Annotated in this window: 16 protein-coding genes; 10 read left to right on the top strand and 6 right to left on the bottom strand. The window is 69.2% G+C overall.

Going from position 1 to position 17,508, the window contains the following annotated elements; all coding sequences use genetic code 11:
- The first annotated feature begins 117 nt into the window (after positions 1-117).
- Together LXE91_RS20755 and LXE91_RS20750 are read left to right on the top strand one after the other, a co-directional pair.
- Complete coding sequence (locus LXE91_RS20755; RefSeq protein WP_039344157.1) at positions 118-990, top strand: LysR family transcriptional regulator; 873 nt, start codon at positions 118-120, stop codon at positions 988-990.
- A gap of 57 nt (positions 991-1,047) precedes the next feature.
- Entirely contained in the window at positions 1,048-1,368 is a 321-nt protein-coding gene (locus tag LXE91_RS20750) for a DUF7660 family protein (protein WP_039343871.1), read from the top strand.
- A 51-nt stretch (positions 1,369-1,419) separates the two neighbouring features.
- On the opposite strand, the gene LXE91_RS20745 is transcribed toward LXE91_RS20750, so the two are convergent.
- Entirely contained in the window at positions 1,420-2,322 is a 903-nt protein-coding gene (locus LXE91_RS20745; RefSeq protein WP_039343873.1) for a LysR family transcriptional regulator, read from the bottom strand.
- A 101-nt stretch (positions 2,323-2,423) separates the two neighbouring features.
- Here LXE91_RS20745 and LXE91_RS20740 point away from each other — a divergent pair, with 101 nt between their 5' ends.
- Positions 2,424-3,407, top strand: coding sequence for an NAD-dependent epimerase/dehydratase family protein (locus LXE91_RS20740; protein ID WP_039343875.1), 984 nt, complete (start codon positions 2,424-2,426; stop codon positions 3,405-3,407).
- 352 nt (positions 3,408-3,759) lie between these two features.
- On the opposite strand, the gene LXE91_RS20735 is transcribed toward LXE91_RS20740, so the two are convergent.
- The 5 genes from LXE91_RS20735 to LXE91_RS20715 all read right to left on the bottom strand — a co-directional run bounded on the left by LXE91_RS20735 (position 3,760) and on the right by LXE91_RS20715 (position 8,724).
- Positions 3,760-4,461 carry a DUF2848 domain-containing protein gene (locus LXE91_RS20735; RefSeq protein ID WP_039343876.1) on the bottom strand — a complete coding sequence of 234 codons (702 nt, stop codon included), beginning with the start codon at positions 4,459-4,461 and terminating at the stop codon, positions 3,760-3,762.
- A 53-nt stretch (positions 4,462-4,514) separates the two neighbouring features.
- Positions 4,515-5,834 carry an MFS transporter gene (locus tag LXE91_RS20730; RefSeq protein WP_039343878.1) on the bottom strand — a complete coding sequence of 440 codons (1,320 nt, stop codon included), beginning with the start codon at positions 5,832-5,834 and terminating at the stop codon, positions 4,515-4,517.
- A 79-nt stretch (positions 5,835-5,913) separates the two neighbouring features.
- Positions 5,914-6,597: a DUF4286 family protein gene (locus tag LXE91_RS20725; RefSeq protein WP_039343880.1), complete on the bottom strand. Its 684-nt coding sequence runs from the start codon at positions 6,595-6,597 to the stop codon at positions 5,914-5,916.
- Between the two features lie 100 nt (positions 6,598-6,697).
- Entirely contained in the window at positions 6,698-7,732 is a 1,035-nt protein-coding gene (locus LXE91_RS20720; protein WP_039343882.1) for a LysR family transcriptional regulator, read from the bottom strand.
- A 200-nt stretch (positions 7,733-7,932) separates the two neighbouring features.
- On the bottom strand, positions 7,933-8,724 hold the full coding sequence (locus tag LXE91_RS20715; RefSeq protein WP_278068160.1) for an SDR family NAD(P)-dependent oxidoreductase: 792 nt from the start codon (positions 8,722-8,724) through the stop codon (positions 7,933-7,935).
- 399 nt (positions 8,725-9,123) lie between these two features.
- On the opposite strand from LXE91_RS20715, the gene ypfJ reads away from it, so the two are divergent.
- The 7 genes from ypfJ to LXE91_RS20680 all read left to right on the top strand — a co-directional run bounded on the left by ypfJ (position 9,124) and on the right by LXE91_RS20680 (position 17,396).
- On the top strand, positions 9,124-10,005 hold the full coding sequence (ypfJ, locus tag LXE91_RS20710; protein ID WP_039343886.1) for a KPN_02809 family neutral zinc metallopeptidase: 882 nt from the start codon (positions 9,124-9,126) through the stop codon (positions 10,003-10,005).
- Between the two features lie 170 nt (positions 10,006-10,175).
- Positions 10,176-10,916: a helix-turn-helix transcriptional regulator gene (locus LXE91_RS20705; protein WP_039343888.1), complete on the top strand. Its 741-nt coding sequence runs from the start codon at positions 10,176-10,178 to the stop codon at positions 10,914-10,916.
- A 280-nt stretch (positions 10,917-11,196) separates the two neighbouring features.
- Positions 11,197-12,699, top strand: a complete 1,503-nt coding sequence (locus LXE91_RS20700) for an aldehyde dehydrogenase family protein (protein WP_039343890.1) — start codon at positions 11,197-11,199, stop codon at positions 12,697-12,699.
- Positions 12,700-12,741: 42 nt separating this feature from the next.
- Entirely contained in the window at positions 12,742-14,082 is a 1,341-nt protein-coding gene (locus LXE91_RS20695; RefSeq protein ID WP_039343892.1) for an aspartate aminotransferase family protein, read from the top strand.
- A gap of 228 nt (positions 14,083-14,310) precedes the next feature.
- The gene (locus LXE91_RS20690; protein WP_039343894.1) at positions 14,311-15,813 is read left to right on the top strand and encodes an APC family permease; all 1,503 of its coding nucleotides are present in this window, start codon (positions 14,311-14,313) and stop codon (positions 15,811-15,813) included.
- Positions 15,810-16,397, top strand: a complete 588-nt coding sequence (locus tag LXE91_RS20685; protein WP_039343896.1) for a DUF3156 family protein — start codon at positions 15,810-15,812, stop codon at positions 16,395-16,397. The genes LXE91_RS20690 and LXE91_RS20685 overlap by 4 nt, the downstream gene beginning before the upstream one ends.
- A 60-nt stretch (positions 16,398-16,457) precedes the next feature.
- Complete coding sequence (locus LXE91_RS20680; RefSeq protein WP_039344159.1) at positions 16,458-17,396, top strand: helix-turn-helix domain-containing protein; 939 nt, start codon at positions 16,458-16,460, stop codon at positions 17,394-17,396.
- Positions 17,397-17,508 lie beyond the last annotated feature (112 nt).

Raw genomic sequence — 17,508 nt, 5'->3', positions numbered from 1 at the left:
AGCACCGGTTCGGCCATGGACGGGCGATTGACCCCCATTCTGGGTGGTGACGATGAATCGGAAAAGCGGGAATTGGTGGTAGCATCCATCGGGTTATTCGATGGATGGAGGATGGCGATGCGTGGGTTCGACCTGGATCAGTTGCGTACTTTCGCGGCGGTCGCGGATGCCGGCAGCCTGACGGCCGCCGCGCCGCTGCTGCACCTGTCGCAGTCGACGGTCAGCGAGCAGGTGCGCAAGCTCGAATCGCGCGCCGGCGTGCCGCTGTTCGTGCGCAGCAAGCGCGGGGTCGAGCCGACTCCGGCCGGCTCGCGGCTGCTGCAGCACGCGCGGCGCATCGTCGCGCTGAACGAGGCCGCGTTCGACGAAGTGCGCGGTCAGGCGATCAAGGGCGAGCTGCGCGTCGCGATCACCGATTACTACCGGACCAACGAAGTCGCGGGGCTGCTCGCGCGGCTGCGGGAGTGCTACCCGCAATTGAGCCTGCACGTCAGCGCGATGAAGAGCGCGGATATCGAAGCGGCGCATGCGCGCGGGCAGGTCGATCTCGGCGTGGTGATGAACCTGTCGAGCGGGCCGTTCCGGCCGGCGTCGGCCGATACGCGCTGGGTGCTGCGGCGCGAGCCGCTGTCGTGGGTCGCATCGCCCGCCCTCGCCGAGCAGTTGCCCGAGCCGCTGCCGCTCGTGCTGCTGCCGGACGACTGCATGATGCATCAGGTCGCGGTGCGCTCGCTCGACGAGCAGCACATGCCGTACCGGCTCGTGCACAGCGCGTCGGGGGTCGCGGGGCTGCAGTCGATGCTGGCGGCGGGGCTCGGCGTGGGCTGCCTGTGCGCGTCGGCGATCGGCGAGGGCATGATGCGGCTCGGCGCGAAATACCGGCTGCCGCCGCTGCCCGACGCGGTGTTTTCGCTGACGCCGCCGATGTCCGGCGAACGCGAAGCCGTCACGCAGGCGCGCGAGGTGCTGTCGCGGCAATTGCTGATGTAGAACCGGGCCGCACGATTTGCGGCGGCGCGTAGTGAGAGGCGCGCCAGGGGACAAAAAATGAACGACGAACTGCAACGCCAGATGGCCGCGAAGCTGCAGGATGCGCTGGAGCGCGTGGTCGACGAACGCTCGCTGATCCACTTCCTGCGCGTGCTCGGCCACGACTGGAACACGGAGCGCCAGCTCGAGGCCGACGTGCCGCCGTCGCCGTACTCCCGCGCCGCGCTCGGCTGGGAAAACCACTCGATCGGCGCGTACCTGGACGCGATGGTCGACTGGGCTGAGGCGTCGGAGGAAGGGCTGCGTTTCTACGACGTGCCCGACAACCCGTGGCGGCGCATGGCGGACATCCTGTTCGCCGGGAAAATCTACGAATAGCGCCGCGCGGGCGCTTCGTTCACTTTGTTCGTGACCGTCGCCGCGAATCGTCTATTCGATGGCTTCGCCGTTCACATACGCACGCAGCCCGTCGGCCAGCGCGTCGAACACCGCGCGGCAGCGCGGGCTCGACCGCAGGTCCTCGTGCATCACGACCCAGGTTTCCAGCTGCATCGCGAGCTTGTCCGGCAGCACGCGTACGAGCCGCGCGTCGCGTTTCGCGAGCCCGCTCTGGCAGAAGCCGATCCCGAAGCCGGCACGGATCATCGCGAGCTGCGCGAGGTTGCTGTCGGTGCGCAGCGAGAACGCATCGCGCTTCCACAGCGGCATGCCGCGGCCCGCGGAGCGGATGAACGGCGTGACCGTGTCGAAGCCGATCAGCGCGTGATGCGCGAGTTCGTCGATCGTCGTGGGTGCACCGTTGCGCGCCAGGTAGTCGTCGCGCGCATACAGGCCGATGTCGATTTCGCCGATGCGCCGCGCAACGAGCGCCTCCTGCGTGGGCGGCGCCATCCGGATCGCGATGTCGGCCTCGCGCTTGAGGACGTCCTGGATGCGATCGGTCGGCACCAGTTCGATGACGAGCCCCGGATGGTCGCGCCGCAACTGCGCGAGAACCGGCGGCAGCACTTCGACGGCGATCACGTCGCTGGCCGAGATCCGCACGATGCCGCGCACGCCGGCGCCGTGGCTCGCGGCCGCGCGCTCGAACGCGGCCGCCGCGCTGCGCAGCGCCTCCGCGTGGCCGCGCAGCGCGAGCGCCGCCTCGGTCGGCAGCAGGCCGGACGGCGATCGCGTGAACAGCGTCTGGCCGAATGCGGCCTCGAGCGCCGCGACGTGGCGGCCGGCGGTTGGCTGCGTGATGCCGAGGGCGCGCGCAGCGCCCGACAACGAGCCTTCCGTCAGTACGGCGAGGAAGGTGCGGTAGCGTTCCCAGTTCAGATCGATGGCCATACATAAATGTATAGCTGATCCATCAGGTTCGGCAATTCCTTGGTAGCTGAAGCCGCGCCAGAATGCATGTCATCACGGACATTCACTCAAGGAGAGCGGCAATGACGACCCATGCAGGCGGGACGCAACGACAGGCACTCGTGCTCGGCGCGAGCGGCGGAATTGGCGGCGAAGTCGCGCGGCAGTTGCGCGATGCGGGCTGGCTGGTGCGCGGGTTGAAGCGCGGGCTCGACGCCGAAGTCGCGGAGCGCGACGGCATCACCTGGATCCGCGGCGACGCGATGGACCGCGACGCGGTCGTCCGGGCCGCGCGCGGCTGCAGCGTGATCGTGCACGCGGTGAATCCGCCGGGCTACCGGAACTGGGCCGGGCAGGTGCTGCCGATGATCGACAACACGATCGCGGCGGCGAAGGCGGAGCGGGCGACCATCGTGCTGCCGGGCACCGTCTACAACTACGGGCCCGATGCGTTTCCAGTGCTGGTCGAAGATGCGCCGCAGCATCCGTCGACGCGCAAGGGCGCGATCCGCGTCGAACTGGAGCGCCGGCTGCAGGATGCGGCCGGGCAGGGCGTTCGCACGATCATCGTGCGCGCCGGCGATTTCTTCGGGCCGAAGCTCACCGGCAACAGCTGGTTTGCGGCGGGGTTCGTCAAGGCCGGTCAGCCGGTTGCGTCCATCAGCGTGCCGGGGCGGGCCGGCATCGGACACCAATGGTCGTATGTGCCGGACGCCGCGCGCGCGATGGTCGAACTGATCGAGCGGCGCGACACGCTGGAGCCGTTCGCGCGCTTTCACCTGGGCGGGCATTGGGATGCGGACGGCACGCAGATGGCGGAGGCCGTGCGCCGCATCGCGCAGCGGCACGGGCTGCGCCCGACGGTGCGCAAGTTCCCGTGGTGGTTCGTGTGGGCCGCGGCGCCGTTCGTCACGACGCTGCGCGAACTGCTCGAGATGCGCTACCTGTGGCGCGAGCCGGTCCGGCTCGACAACACGCGGGTGACCGCGGTGCTCGGCCGGGAGCCCGTGACGCCGCTCGACACGGCGGTGGAGGCGACGCTGGCGGGGCTCGGGTGTCTCAAGTGAGCAACGGCCCGTGCCGGAGTCCGTGCTCTGGCACGGGCCGGCACGATGGAGAAGCGCAAAACCTGCGGGGCAACAATTCTCCACATACCCGGGCACGTCCGATGCGCATCATGTCGGCTCATGTCGAGAAAGCGAAAACGGGGGCGCAATGTTGCATTTCGGATGGAAAGTGTCGGTTGCGGGGGCAATGATGTTCGCTTTGAGCGGGTGCACCGACCTGGCCGGGGTGCTGTATTGCAACAACTCGCAGTTCAATTTTCCGGACTATCACTGCTTTCAGCCGTAATAGCGGCGGCTGGCGCGGCCGCGGAATGCTGTCGCGCCCGTGTGCCGCGCACTTGCTCATTGTCCGCTACGCGACGATCGGCAACACCTCCACTGCATAGCGGTGCCGAAGGCTGCGCCCGAGCACCGGATCGTGCAGTTCCATCTCGAACGCATCCCCGTCGCCCATCGCCGCGATCGGGCCATGCACGGCAACCGTGCCGCCATACATCGCGCCGCGCGCGGGCATCGTCCGGCAACCGTCGAAGCGCTGCCACAGCACCTCGGGCGCAAGCAGGCCATTCACCGCGCCATGCTGGTATGCCGTCCGCTCGCCATCGCGAGAAATCAGCCACGAACGCATCTCGATCGCATCCCAGTGATCCGCGACGTCCGCGTAAAGCCACGCGTCGTGGCCGAGCGGTTTCGCGCACACCTGCTTCGACACCGCGACGCCGTAGGCTTCGACCTCACGATCCGTATGATCGGAGCCGACGGTCACGAGCGTGCCGGCCGCGCTGTCGACCAGCACGCATTCGATCTCGCCGCCCGAGCGTGCGCCGAGCACGCCGATCGCGGGCGCCTGCGTGAGCAGCGCGGCCGACACGCGATAGAAGCAGGGCGTGGTCGACGGCGGCGCGACGCCGAGCGCCGCGAGTTCGTCGATATGCGCCTGGATCGCGGCCGGATCGCGGCCGGCCCAGCCGGCGATCACGACGCGCTGGATTTCGACGTCGACGGTGGCCGGCGCGCGTTGCCGGGAAATCACGTTGAACAACAGGGTTGGCATGCGGGTATCCGTTTGAAGTGCGAAAGAATGAAACGGCTTGCTGGCGGCGACGTTCAATCCGCGAGCGGCTTGTGCGCGGTTTCGCGTGCGACGACGAGCGCGATCGACGTGACGACGAGCGCGGCGACGACATACAGCGACACGGCCGTCGTCGTGCCCGTCTGCCGGAACAGCGCGGCAATCACGAGCGGCGCGAAGCCGCCGCCGACGATGCCGGCGAGCGTGTACGCGAGCGACGAGCCCGCATAGCGCACGCGGGTCGGGAACTGTTCGGTCACGAACGCGCCCTGCGGGCCGTACATCACCGCGTGGATCACGAGGCCGATCGCGACGGCCGCGACGATCGCACCGGGGCGCGCCGAATCGAGCAGCGTGAAGAACACGAACGCCCACACGATGCCCGCGAGCGCGCCGGCGAGATACACAGGCCGGCGGCCGAAGCGGTCCGACAGCGCGCCGAAGAACGGCACCGCGAGCGCGTTGCAGGCCGTGCCGATCATCACGGCCGTCAAGGCGACGGGGCGCGACAGATGCAGCACGGTCGTCACGTAGGTGAGCGTGAACACGACGATCAGCGCATACAGCACGTCCGAGCCGATCCGCGAGCCACCCGCGATCAGCAGGCGCTTCCAGTGGTACTTCAGCACGTCGGCGACGGGCACCTCGGCGGTCGCGTGCGATTCGGCGAGCTGCTCGAACTGCGGCGTTTCGTCGACGCCGCGTCGCAGCCAGAAGCCGAACACGACGAGCAGTGCGCTGGCCGCGAACGGTACGCGCCAGCCCCACGACAGGAAGTCGCCGGACGTGGTCGACAGCGTCACGAGCGCGATGCAGCCGGTGCCGAGCAGCGTGCCGAACGACGGGCCGATCTGCGTCCACGATGCGGACAGCCCGCGTCGCTTCTGGTCGCCGTGCTCGACCGACAGCAGCACCGCGCCGGCCCATTCGCCGCCGAGCGCGACGCCCTGCACGAAGCGCAGCGCGACGAGCAGGATCGGGCTCAGGATGCCGGCCTGCGCGTAGGTCGGCAGCGCGCCCATCAACGCGGTCGTCACGCCCATCAGCACCAGTGTGAGCATCAGCACCGCACGGCGGCCGATGCGGTCGCCGAGATTGCCGAACACGAAACCGCCGAGCGGGCGCGATACGTAGCCGACCGCATAGGTCGAGAACGCGAGGATCGTGCCGGCCAGCGGATCGACCGACGGAAAGAACAGGTGGTTGAAGACGAGCGCGGCGAGCGTGTTGTAGATCGTGAAGTCGTACCACTCGAGCGACGTGCCGATCATGCTCGCGGTCGCGAGTCGGCTGTTGCGGACGCGGCGGGGCGCGTGGGCGGCGGGCTGGGCGAGAGTGCTCATGGTGTCGGGCATGTCGTGACGGGGAACGGGATGAAGCGCCGGGCCGCTGCGCTGGCGGGCAGCGTGCGTGCGGTGCGGCCGGCGCGGGCGATCAGGCGGGCAGCGCGGCTGCGGGCTCGGCTTCGACGTCGCTGCGCGTTACATGCAGCGGGGCGGCGGCGCGCCACATCAGGTCGAAGGTGCGCACGTCGTCGTGGCCGGCGAGCGTGGCGGCGACGCGGCGCGTCGCGGCCGCATCGCTGCCTTCGATCAGCACGAGCGCATCGGCGGCCGGGCGGGCGGCCGCATCGGCGCCGATCGGCGCGGACAGTTCGGGCGCGGTGCGAAAGAGTCGCGCGGCGTGGATCCCCGGTTCGTGCAGCACGTCGTCGAAGCGCTTGCGCAGGTGCGGCACGTCGATGCGATCCGGCGGCAGCACGAACAGTGCGAGATGCGCGCCTTCGCCGTCGCCGGCCTCGATCGTCAGTTCTCCGACGCGTCGCTGCGTGCCCGTCATGCGCTCGAAGTTCGCGAGCGACCACGCGGTCTGCTGAGTGAACGCGCGTCGGTACGCGTCGCCATGGAACACGTCGAGCGCGTTCGTCACGTACAGCGCGAGGTACTTGCGCGGGCCGCGATCGGTCGCGCGAAAGCGCCGCGCATGCGTGAAGCCGGGAATCGCGACACGTTCCTGCATGTGCTCGCGGTCGTACCACGCGTTGAAATCGGCTTCGTGCGCGGGGTCGATATCCGTCCAGACGCAAAGCTGGCCGTGCGGAAGGGTAAGGCGGGTCATCGCGGGGTTCCTCGTGACGGGGGGATGTCAGGAACCCAGTTTCCCGAAGACGGGCCGCGCCCGTCCAACAAGAAAACAAATTCGCGGTGAACAGGTTTTCTTATGAGCGGCGCGGGCGGAGTTGCGCGGGAGGCGGGGCGGATTGCGTCGTGCGCTTCGCTTTTGCGGGTGCTTTCGCTCGGGTATTTGCCTTCGTCGCCGGACGGGCGAGTGCTTTGCCCACGGTATCGGGCGCGGCCGTCTTTGCGTGATTCGCGGCGGCCGACATCGCACGCGCGACTTCGCTGGCCAGTTCCGCGATGCGCGCGGCCACCGGCAAGCCCTGGCTGCGGTACGTCGCGACGAGCGGCAGCGCGGGGAATTCGGGTTCGACGTCGAGCAGTTCGAGCGCGCCTTCGTGCAGCTCGCGCCCGATGATCGCGGGCGGCAGCGCGGCCACGCCGAAGCCGTCGGCGACGAGGCGGATCATCGCGGCGACCGACGTGATGCAGTTGATGCTGGCCGGCCGCTCGACGGCCGCGAACAGCCGCTCGATCGTCGCGTGCGGCCCCGAGTGGCGCGAGAAGCTGATGATCGGGAATTCGGCCAGGCGCGCGACGTCGAGCGGCTGGCCGCCGAGCCCGAGGCGCGGGCTGGCCGCCCAGCGCACCGGGAATTCGCACAGCGGCAGGTTCGTGAAATCGGGGCCCGGCACCGGGTCTGTCTGCAGGATCAGGTCGACGCCGTCGGTGCTCAGCAGGCGGATCAGGTGCAGCGTCGTGTCGCTCGTGATCTCGACGTCTAGGCGTGGATAGCGCTCGCGCAGTTGCGCCATCAGCGCGGGGAACCAGCTGTGCACGATCGATTCGATCACGCCGATCCGGATCAGGCCCGCGTCGCTCGCCGCATCGATGTCGCGGCGCATTTCGCCGTCGAGCCGCACGATTCGCTCCGCGTACGCGAGCATGCGGCGCCCGGCGGGCGTGAGCGTGGCCGAGCGCGTGTTGCGGTCGAACAGGCGTACGTCGAATGCCTCCTCGAGCGACGCGATGCGGCTCGATACGGCGGCCTGTGTGGTGTGCAGTTTTTCGGCCGTGAGCCGGAAGTTTTCCAGCTTCGCGAGCCAGACGAAGGTTTCAAGAAACCGGATGTTCATCGAAGTCCGAGCGGTGAGGCGGTGCCGGGCGGGGCGGCGGGATCGGTCGATGGTAGCGGATTTTCAGGGGCGGGAAATAAACGGGAGACGCGTTGCGTGTGCGGCGGTGGGTACGTGGGCGGGCGGTGAAGGGGCAGGCACACGTTCACGCAACGCCGCCCGCGACGCGTACGTCACGCGAGCGGCGCCCCCCGCGCACATCAAAGCTTGTCGAACGCGAGCGTCGGCACGTCGACGACCATCGCGCCGCCGTCGGCGACGAGCGTCGCGCCGGTCACGAAAGACGCGTCCGGCGACGTGAGGAACGCGCACACGGCCGCGATCTCGTCCGGGTCTGCCGCGCGCCGCAGCGGCACGTCGGCGCTGACGCGCGCATACGCACCGTCGAGCGTGTCGCCGTGTGCCGACATCAGCGGCTCCATCTCCGCGTCGGCCATCGGCGTGCGGACCCAGCCGGGGCATACCGCGTTCGCCCGCACGCCGTGCGGCCCGTAGTCGCGTGCGAGCGACCGCGCGAGCCCGAGCAGCGCATGCTTGCCGACCGTATAGCCGCACACGCTGGGGCCGGCCGCGAGCGCGGCGATCGACGCGACCAGCACGATGCTGCCGCGCTGCGCGATCAGGTCGGGCAGGCACGCGCGCGCGCTGACGAACGCGGTGTCGAGGTTCGCGTGCATCGCGTCGCGCCATTGCGCGTCGTCGGTTTCGTCCGCGCGGCCGAGGCCGTGGCCGCCCGCGCACGCGACGAGCGCGTCGACGCGGCCGAAGCGTTCGGCGATCCGCGGCAGGAAGCCGGCCCAGTCGGCGGTGCTCGCGGCATCGCCGGCCAGCGCGAGGCCGCCCGTTTCGGCGGCCAGCGCGTCGAGCGGCGCCCGGCGCCGCCCGATCAGCACGACGCGGTCGCCGCGGCGGGCGAAGCGGCGCGCGCACGCGGCGCCGATACCGGTGCCCGCGCCGGTGATCACGATCGTGCGGGGTTGCGGGTGGGTCATGTCGTGCTCCGGAAAGGGGTCGTTTCCGGTCACTTTAGGCGGCCCCTGCGAGCGCCGGTATCCGCCAAAAGGATGAACGCGGGCGGTATCCGGGCGGCCGGCGCGGCAGCGGACCATTTTGCAAAGGCTGACGATGTGCGGCGCCGAATCGCTCTATCCTCCACATTTTTGCGATAAGTCACGAAAGCCCGGCAGAATAGCGCGGGCGGGCCGCGCATCGACGCGCGGCGCATCGGCCGGCCGATTCCGTCGTGCGAGCGGAGCGGCAGGCCGGCGATCCCGGCAGGAGCGCGCACCCGACGCGCGCGCTGCATCGGCCGGGGATCGTGTCACGACAACCTATCGCCCGGTTGCGCGCTCGCGCGCCGGACCATCGACAAGAACAGGGAGGGGCCGGCTATGAGGCTGGACGACGAAACGGAAAGCACGAACGTCGAGGATCGCCGCGGCGCAGGCGGGTTCGGCGGCGGGCGCGGCGCGACGATCGGCATCGGCACGATCGTGGTTGCGTTCGCCGCGTCGTATTTCTTCGGGATCGACCCGCGCGTGATACTCGAAGGCGCCTCGGCGCTGCAGGGCCGCCAGCAGCAGGCGCAGCCCGCGCCCGCGCAGCGGCAGGGCGAGCAGGCGAACGACACGGGTGCGGTGTTCACGCGCAAGGTGCTCGGCAATATCGAGCGTACGTGGACGGGCGTGTTCAATACTCAACTGCACGCGCAGTACCAGCCGCCGACGCTCGTGATGTTCACGAACTCGACGCCGACCGCATGCGGCACGGGCCAGACTGCTATGGGGCCGTTCTACTGCCCGGGCGACCGCAAGGTGTATATCGATCTCGGTTTCTACAACGAACTGCGCACGCGTTTCGGCGCGGGCGGCGATTTCGCGCAGGCTTATGTGATCGCGCACGAAGTCGGCCACCACGTGCAGAACCTGCTCGGCATCTCCGACAAGGTCGACGCGGCGCGCCGGCGGGCGAGCCAGGCGCACTCGAATGCGCTGTCGGTGCGGATGGAACTGCAGGCCGACTGCTTTGCCGGCGTGTGGGCGAACAACGCGCAGCGCGCGAACCAGCGGCTGATGGAACCCGGCGATTTCGAGCAGGGGCTGAAGGCCGCCGCCGCGATCGGCGACGACCGGCTGCAGCAGCAAGGGCAGGGCTATGTCGTACCGGAGAGCTTCACGCACGGCACCAGCGACCAACGCGTGTACTGGCTGCGGCGCGGGATGCAATCGGGCGAACTGAGCGCCTGCGACACGTTCGCCGCGAACGCACGCTGAATCGGGCGCGTGCCCGGCCGCGCGCCTCCATCGTCCCGGCAGGAGGGTGAACCCGCCGTACCGGCCGGACCGGGACGATTTGCCGATTTGTGCTCACCGGCGCTTTTCGGCGCCGGTAGGCTGGCCCGAACTTCGATCTTCGTGACGTTCGCCCGCCAGCCGATTCCACCATGCCGACCCCATCCGAACCCGCCGACCCGGCCGCCGCCGACTGGCTGCGCGCGCTGCGTGCTTGCGTGGACGCGTTCGACGCGTTCGCGAGTCCGTCCGCGATCGTGTTCTACCGGCTCGACCAGAGCGGCGAACCGGCCGATTTCGAGCTGTTCGGGATGCCGGAATCGATGCATCGCACCTATGTCGCGCGCTACCGGATGCTCGATCCGCTGCATCCGTCGCGCTGCGCGGCAGGCGAGCGCGCGGTCGTCACGCTCGCTTCCCAATTGCCTGACGAAAGACGCGACGCGTCCGCGTACTGGACCCGTTTCCTGCGGCGGCACGACGTGGCCGACGTCGTCGAGATCTGGCTGCGCGACGCCGGCCGCACGGTCGGCGCGTTCTCGCTGCTGCGCTTCGGGGCGGCCGACACGCGCGGCGGCGCGGCCGGCAACAGCACGGGCGGGCGGTTCGCGCCCGGCGAGATCGACGCGCTCGCGCGGCTGCAGCCCGTGGCCGAAGCCGCGCTGAGCCCGCTGCTGCGCGCGCGGCGCGGGATCCACCGGATCGGCTGCGAGGAGCGGCTGACGTACCGCGAGGAGCAGATCGCGCGCCTCGTGCGCGACGGCCGCTCGAACAAGGAGATCGCCCGCGATCTCGCGCTGGGCCAGCCGACCGTCAAGACGCACCTGATGCGCATGTACCGCAAGCTCGGCGTGTCGAACCGCACGGAACTGGTCGGGGCGTTGTTCCTGTAATTCATCGGATAATTGCGATCCGGAATTCGAACCTGCGTGATCGCCGACTGATGAATATCAAGCACTACTCGTGTTGCTGAACGTCAGCGGCTGACCGGCACCGCTCCCGCAGCCGGCGTTCCGCGTCGACCGCCGCCACCCCGCAGGGTTGGAACCCGCCCCCCAGCGCCCACGCGCTGCCAATTTGCGCTCACCTCGCGCAATCCCTCGTCGATACAGTGGAACGACGCCCGCGTGCCCGTGCGCATGCGGTCCAGCCACGACAATCCTCGAGACGCCCATGAGCACCACGAATTTCGTCGCCGTCAGCGACACCGTGCGCACCTTCGTTGCGCGCGATTTCGGCCTCTTCATCGACGGTGAAATGCAGCCCGCGCACACGGCCGCGCGGCTCGACGTGTACGACCCCGCGACGGGCGAGCGGCTTGCGACCGTCGCGGACGCCGACGAACGCGACGTCGACCGCGCGGTCGCCAGCGCGAAGCACGCATTCGACACCCGCGTGTGGAGCGGCCTGCGTCCGGCCGACCGCGAACGCATCCTGCTGAAACTCGCCGACCTGATCGAACGCGACGCCGAAACGCTCGCGCAGCTCGAAACGCTGAACCAGGGCAAGTCGATCCACGTGTCGCGCGCGATCGAGGTCGGCGCGAGCGTCGAATACGTGCGCTACATGGCCGGCTGGGCGACCAAGATCACCGGCCAGACGCTCGACGTGTCGATCCCGTTCCCGCCCGGCGCGCGCTATACGGCCTATACGCGCAAGGAGCCGGTCGGCGTGGTCGCCGCGATCGTGCCGTGGAATTTCCCGCTGATGATCGCGGTGTGGAAGCTGATCCCTGCGCTCGCGGCCGGCTGCACGATCGTGCTGAAGCCGTCGCCGGAAACGCCGCTCACGGCATTGCGTCTGGCCGAGCTCGCACTCGAAGCCGGCGTGCCGCCAGGCGTGTTCAACGTCGTCACCGGCGGCCGCGTGTGTGGTGCCGCGCTCGCGAGCCACCCGTCGATCGCGAAGATCTCGTTCACGGGCTCGACCGCGACCGGCAAGCTGGTCGGTGCGGCGGCCGTGCAGAACATGACGCGCTTCTCGCTCGAGCTCGGCGGCAAGAACCCGATCGTGATGCTCGACGACATCGACGTCGCGCAGGCGCTCGACGGTGTCGCGGCCGGCGCGTTCTTCAACCAGGGGCAGGTGTGCGCGGCCGCTTCGCGCATCTATGTGCATCGCAGCAAGTTCGCACAGCTCGCCGACGGCCTCGCGGGCGTCGCGCAGTCGATGAAGCTCGGCGCGGGCCTCGACACGACCGCGCAGATCAACCCGCTGGTGTCCGCGCACCACCGCGACAAGGTCGTCCAGCACATCGAGGGTGCGCGCCGCGCGGGCCTGACGTTCCTCGCGGGCGGCACGCCGGCCGACGACCTGCCCGGCTACTACGTGAAGCCGGCCGTGATCGCCGATCCGGATCCGGACAGCGCGATCGTGCGCGACGAAGTGTTCGGCCCGGTGATCGTCGTCGTGCCGTTCGACGACGCGGCCGACGCGGTGCGCCTCGCGAACGCGTCGCCGTACGGCCTCGCCGCCAGCATCTGGAGCAACGACCTGAAGCGCGTGATGAACCTCGTGCCGCAGATCGAGGCCGGCACCGTATGGGTGAACTGCCATATCCCGCTCGACCCGTCGATGCCGTTCGGCGGCTACAAGCAATCGGGCATCGGCCGTGAATTCGGCCAGTACGCGATCGAAGGCTTCACCGAAACCAAATCCGTCTGCATCGCGCACTGACGCGCGGCATCAACCTCGAACGATCCCACAGTGGAGACTGCAATGAGCTACAACGAAGCGAAATTCTGGCACCCGATGCTGCACCCGAACGAGATGAAACAGCGCAAGCCGATCCGCATCGTGCGCGGCGACGGCTGCTACGTGTTCGACGAAGAAGGGCGGAAGCTCGTCGACGGCGTCGCGGGCCTGTGGAACGTGAACGTCGGCCACAACCGCCAGGAAGTGAAGGACGCGATCGTGCACCAGCTCGACGAACTCGAATACTTCCAGCTGTTCGACGGCATTTCGCATCCGCGCGCGGAGGAGCTGTCGAAGAAGGTGATCGACCTGCTCGAACCGGAGGGCATGCGCCGCGTGCTGTACAGCTCGGGCGGCTCCGACTCGATCGAGACCGCGCTGAAGATCGCGCGCCAGTACTGGAAGGTGCGCGGCCAGGCCGACCGCACGAAGTTCATCTCGCTGAAGCAGGGTTATCACGGTACGCACTTCGGCGGTGCGTCGGTGAACGGCAACACGGTATTCCGCCGCAACTACGAGCCGAACCTGCCGGGTTGCTTCCACGTCGAGACGCCGTGGCTGTATCGCAACCCGTTCACGCAGGATCCCGAAGAACTCGGCCGGATCTGCGCGGAGATGCTGGAACGCGAGATCCAGTTCCAGAGCCCCGACACGGTGGCCGCGTTCATCGCGGAGCCGATCCAGGGCGCGGGCGGCGTGATCGTGCCGCCGGCCAACTACTGGCCGCTCGTGCGCGAGGTGTGCGACCGCTACGGCGTCCTGCTGATCGCCGACGAAGTCGTGACGGGCTTCGGCCGCAGCGGCAGCCTGTTCGGCAGCCGCGGCTGGGGCGTGCGTCCGGACATCATGTGTCTCGCGAAGGGGATCTCGTCGGGCTACGTGCCGCTCGGCGCGACGGTCGTGAACGCTCGGATCGAGGACGCGTTCGCCGCGAACGCCGATTTCGGCGGCGCGATCATGCACGGCTACACGTATGCGGGCCATCCGGTCGCCTGCGCGGCCGCGATCGCGAGCCTCGACATCGTCGTGAAGGAAGACCTGCCGGCCAACGCGGCGAAGCAGGGCGCGTACCTGCTCGAAGCATTGAAGCCGTTCGCGGAACGCTTCGCGGCGGTCGGCGAGGTGCGCGGCAAGGGCCTGATGCTCGCGCTCGACCTCGTCGCGAACAAGGACACGCGCGAGCCGATCGACCCGCTTTCGGGCTATGCGAACGCGGTCGCGGAAGTCGCGCGCGAGAATGGCGTGCTGGTGCGCCCGGTCGGCACGAAGATCATCCTGTCGCCGCCGCTCGTGATCCAGCGCGAGCAGCTCGACCGGATCGTCGACGCGCTCGCGGCGGGCTTCGAGGCCGTGCCGTTCGCGTGATCGCGCGACGGCCCACCGGCGGCGGGCAGCGCGGCTGCCGCCGGTTTGCCGATTTGGGCTATGACCGGATTATTTTGCCTGCGTATTTTTTCGACATCGGATCGACGTTTGATCGACAAGGAGCCCGGGTAACGAAGCGCCGAAGCGCCGCCCCGGGCTGACCGCAAGGCAGGGAACCCGGGCCGCCGGCGGGGCGGCGGCCCGGTTCGACACTTGAAGGAGACAGGGATGTCGGGATGGTCAGGAGTTACCGGCGCAGCGGGCGACACGCCCGCCGGCACGCCGGCTGAAGCAGGCGGCGGAACGGCGCTGAAGGCGGGTGCGGTCGGCTTTCCGACCGCGCTGGCGAGCGCCGTCGGCCTCATCATGGCGAGCCCGGTGATTCTCACCGCGACGTCGGGCTTCGGGATGGGCGGCTGGGCGTTCGCGATCGCGATGATCATCGCGTTCGTGATGATGCAGGCGCAGGCGACGACCTTCTCCGAAGCCGCCGCGATGCTGCCGACGGCCGGCTCGGTTTACGATTACCTGTCGTGCGGGCTCGGCCGCTTCTGGGCGATCACCGGCACGATCTCCGCGTATTTCCTCGTGCACGTGTTCGCCGGCACGGCGGAAACGATCCTGAGCGGCATCATGGCGCTCGTCAATTTCGAATCGCTGAATGCGGCATTCGAGAAGCACAACAGCTCGTGGCTCGTCGGCGTCGGCCTCGTCGTCACGTTCGCGATCACCAACATCATCGGCATCAAGGTGTTCAGCAAGCTCGAGATCGTGCTGACCGCCGGCATGTGGCTGTCGCTGATGATCTTCGGGATCCTCGGGCTCGCGGCCGCGCCGGCCGTGCATCTCGACGGCTGGTTCGGCGGCTCGGAAGTCGGCACGTCGGTGCCGGCCGTGCTGTCGCTGGTCGGGATGGCGATGTTCATGTTCGTCGGCTGCGAGTTCGTCACGCCGCTCGCGCCGGAAATGAAGGCGCCGGGCAAGACGATTCCGCGCGCGATGGCGCTGGGCCTCGTCGGCGTCGCGATCTGCATGTTCCTGTACGGCGCGGCGATCCGCCGCCAGGTCGCGAACGTGCCGGTGAGCCCCGACGGCCTCACGCACCTGCTCGACACGCCGGGCGCGATTCCCGCGTTCGCGCTGCAGGTGCTGGGCCCGTTCGGCCGCGTGTGGTTCGGCATCGCGTTCCTGTGCGCCGGCGCCGCGACGATCAACACGCTGATGGCCGGGCTGCCGCGCATCCTGTACGGGATGGCGATCGACGGCGCGCTGCCGCGCTGCTTCGCGTACCTGCACCCGCGCTTCAAGACGCCGGTGGTCGGCATCGTCGCGTCGGCGATCGTGCCGATCTTCCACGCGTGGCTGATCAACGGCAACCTCGACAGCATCCTGCACCTCGTGCTCGCCGCGACCTGCGCGTGGGGCACCGCGTACCTGCTCGTCACCGCATCGGTCGTGATGCTGCGGATTCGTCGCCCGGACCTGCCGCGCCCGTACCGTTCGCCGCTGTTCCCGCTGCCGCAGATCGTATCGAGCGTCGGCATCATCCTGGCGATCTGGTACATCACGCCGCCGGGCATGAACGCGCGCGACATCTACGTGCCGTTCGGCGCGATGCTCGGGCTCACCGCGCTGTACGCGCTGTTCTGGACGCTCGTCGTGCAGCGCCGGCATCCGTTCAGGCCGGTGCCGGTCGAGGAAGTGCTGCGCAACGAGCACGTTGCATCGTGAAGCTCGCGCTCGCCCGCTGGCGCGCAGCGCCCGATGCACCGCCGCCCAGCCATCGGCCCGGCGCGCTCGCCGCGCGCGTGCTGGCCGACCTGCGCGCCGAGCGCGAGGCCGACGGAGCTGCCGGTCTGACGGCCCGGCTGCCGAACGGCGTGCGCGTGACCATCGACGAGCGGGTCGACCGCCAGTTCCTGATGCATACGGTCAGCGTGAAGGTGGCGGCCACCGCGTGCGGCCCGGCCATGCGGGGCAGCGCGCGCGTGCGCCAGACCGGCTGGCTGCGCAGCACGGGTATCGACGCGGTGGCCGTGCCGGGATGCGACCCCGGATTCGTCGATGCGGTGGCCGCGCTGGTCGCCGAACCGTCGCTGGCCGACGCGCTGCGGCCGCTGCACCTGACCCACTGTACGATCGATGCACGCGACGGCCGCTGGACGCTCGCGATCGTGCCGTTCGGCGGCAGCGAGGTCGTGAACCGGATGCCGTCGTTCCGCCGCTACGTTCGCCTGACGGGCGAGCAGGCCGGCGCGCTGTCGGCGGCCTGTCTCGCGTTCGAAACCGCACTACGCAGGATTTTGCACGGGTAAGCTATGGCGTTGCGCGCCGGGAACCGGCGGCCGCGTTTAGGGGTTTTACCGGAGATGCCGATGCTGTTCCAGTCACGCTCACACGAAGACGTGCACGATCACGGGCTCGCGATCGCGGGCTGGCATCAGGTCTACCGCCAGATGACGCCGGGCCGCTTCAAGGGCACCGTCACGCAGGTGCTGTACGACGATTTCCACTTCTTCCGCGAAACGACCAACCGGCGTGTCGCGCAAACCGGGCTCGCGCCGGCCGGGCGCACGTCGCTCGCGGTGCCGCTGTCCGTGCCGCTCGCGGGCACGTTCCAGGGCCAGCCCGTCGACGGCTACGCGCTGCTCGCGCTGCGCGCGGGCGAGGATTTCGAATTCCACACGCCGGAAGGGATGGGGCTCGTCGGGATCAGCGCGGCGTCCGACATGGTCGACGAGCTGTGCGAAGCCGAATTCGGCGCATCCGGCGCACGCAAGCTGCGCCACGTGACGCGGCTGTCCGACGAGCAGGGCGTCGCGCTCGGCGTGCGGCTGTCGTCGCTGATCGACGATGCGCAGCGCAACCCGGGCCACCTCGAATACGCGGCCACCCGCAAGATGTTCCGCGACGCGATGCTCGGCATGTTCCTCGATGCGCTCGAGCAGGGCATCGGCGTCGAGCGCCGCGACATCACGCACGCCACCTACAGCGACATCGTGAGCCGTTGCGAGAAGCATCTGCGCGACCGCCCCGAGGAACCCGTCACCGTGCTCGAACTGTGCCGCGCGCTGCGCTGCAGCCGCCGCACGCTGCAAACGAGTTTCCAGCGCGTGGCCGACGTCACGCCGGTCGGCTATCTGCGCACGATCCGGCTGAACGCGGTGCGCCGCTTGCTGCGCACGACGCCCGTGCAGCAGCTCGGCGTCGGCGAGGCCGCCGCGAGCTGGGGGTTCACGCACCTCGGCTATTTCGCGCGCGAGTATCGCGACCTGTTCGGCGAGCTGCCGTCGCAGACGACGCGCCCCGAATGACACGCGCGCGCCGCGACGGCGCCGCCGGGCAACCTCGCGGGCAACACATGCGACTGTTTGCCGATTTGCGATAGAGGTCCTGAATTTTCGCTGGATAGAGTCCTGTCACCCA

The sequence above is a fragment of the Burkholderia contaminans genome, from assembly GCF_029633825.1.
Taxonomy (GTDB): Bacteria; Pseudomonadota; Gammaproteobacteria; order Burkholderiales; family Burkholderiaceae; genus Burkholderia; species Burkholderia contaminans.
This window is presented reverse-complemented; position numbering and strand designations above follow the sequence as displayed.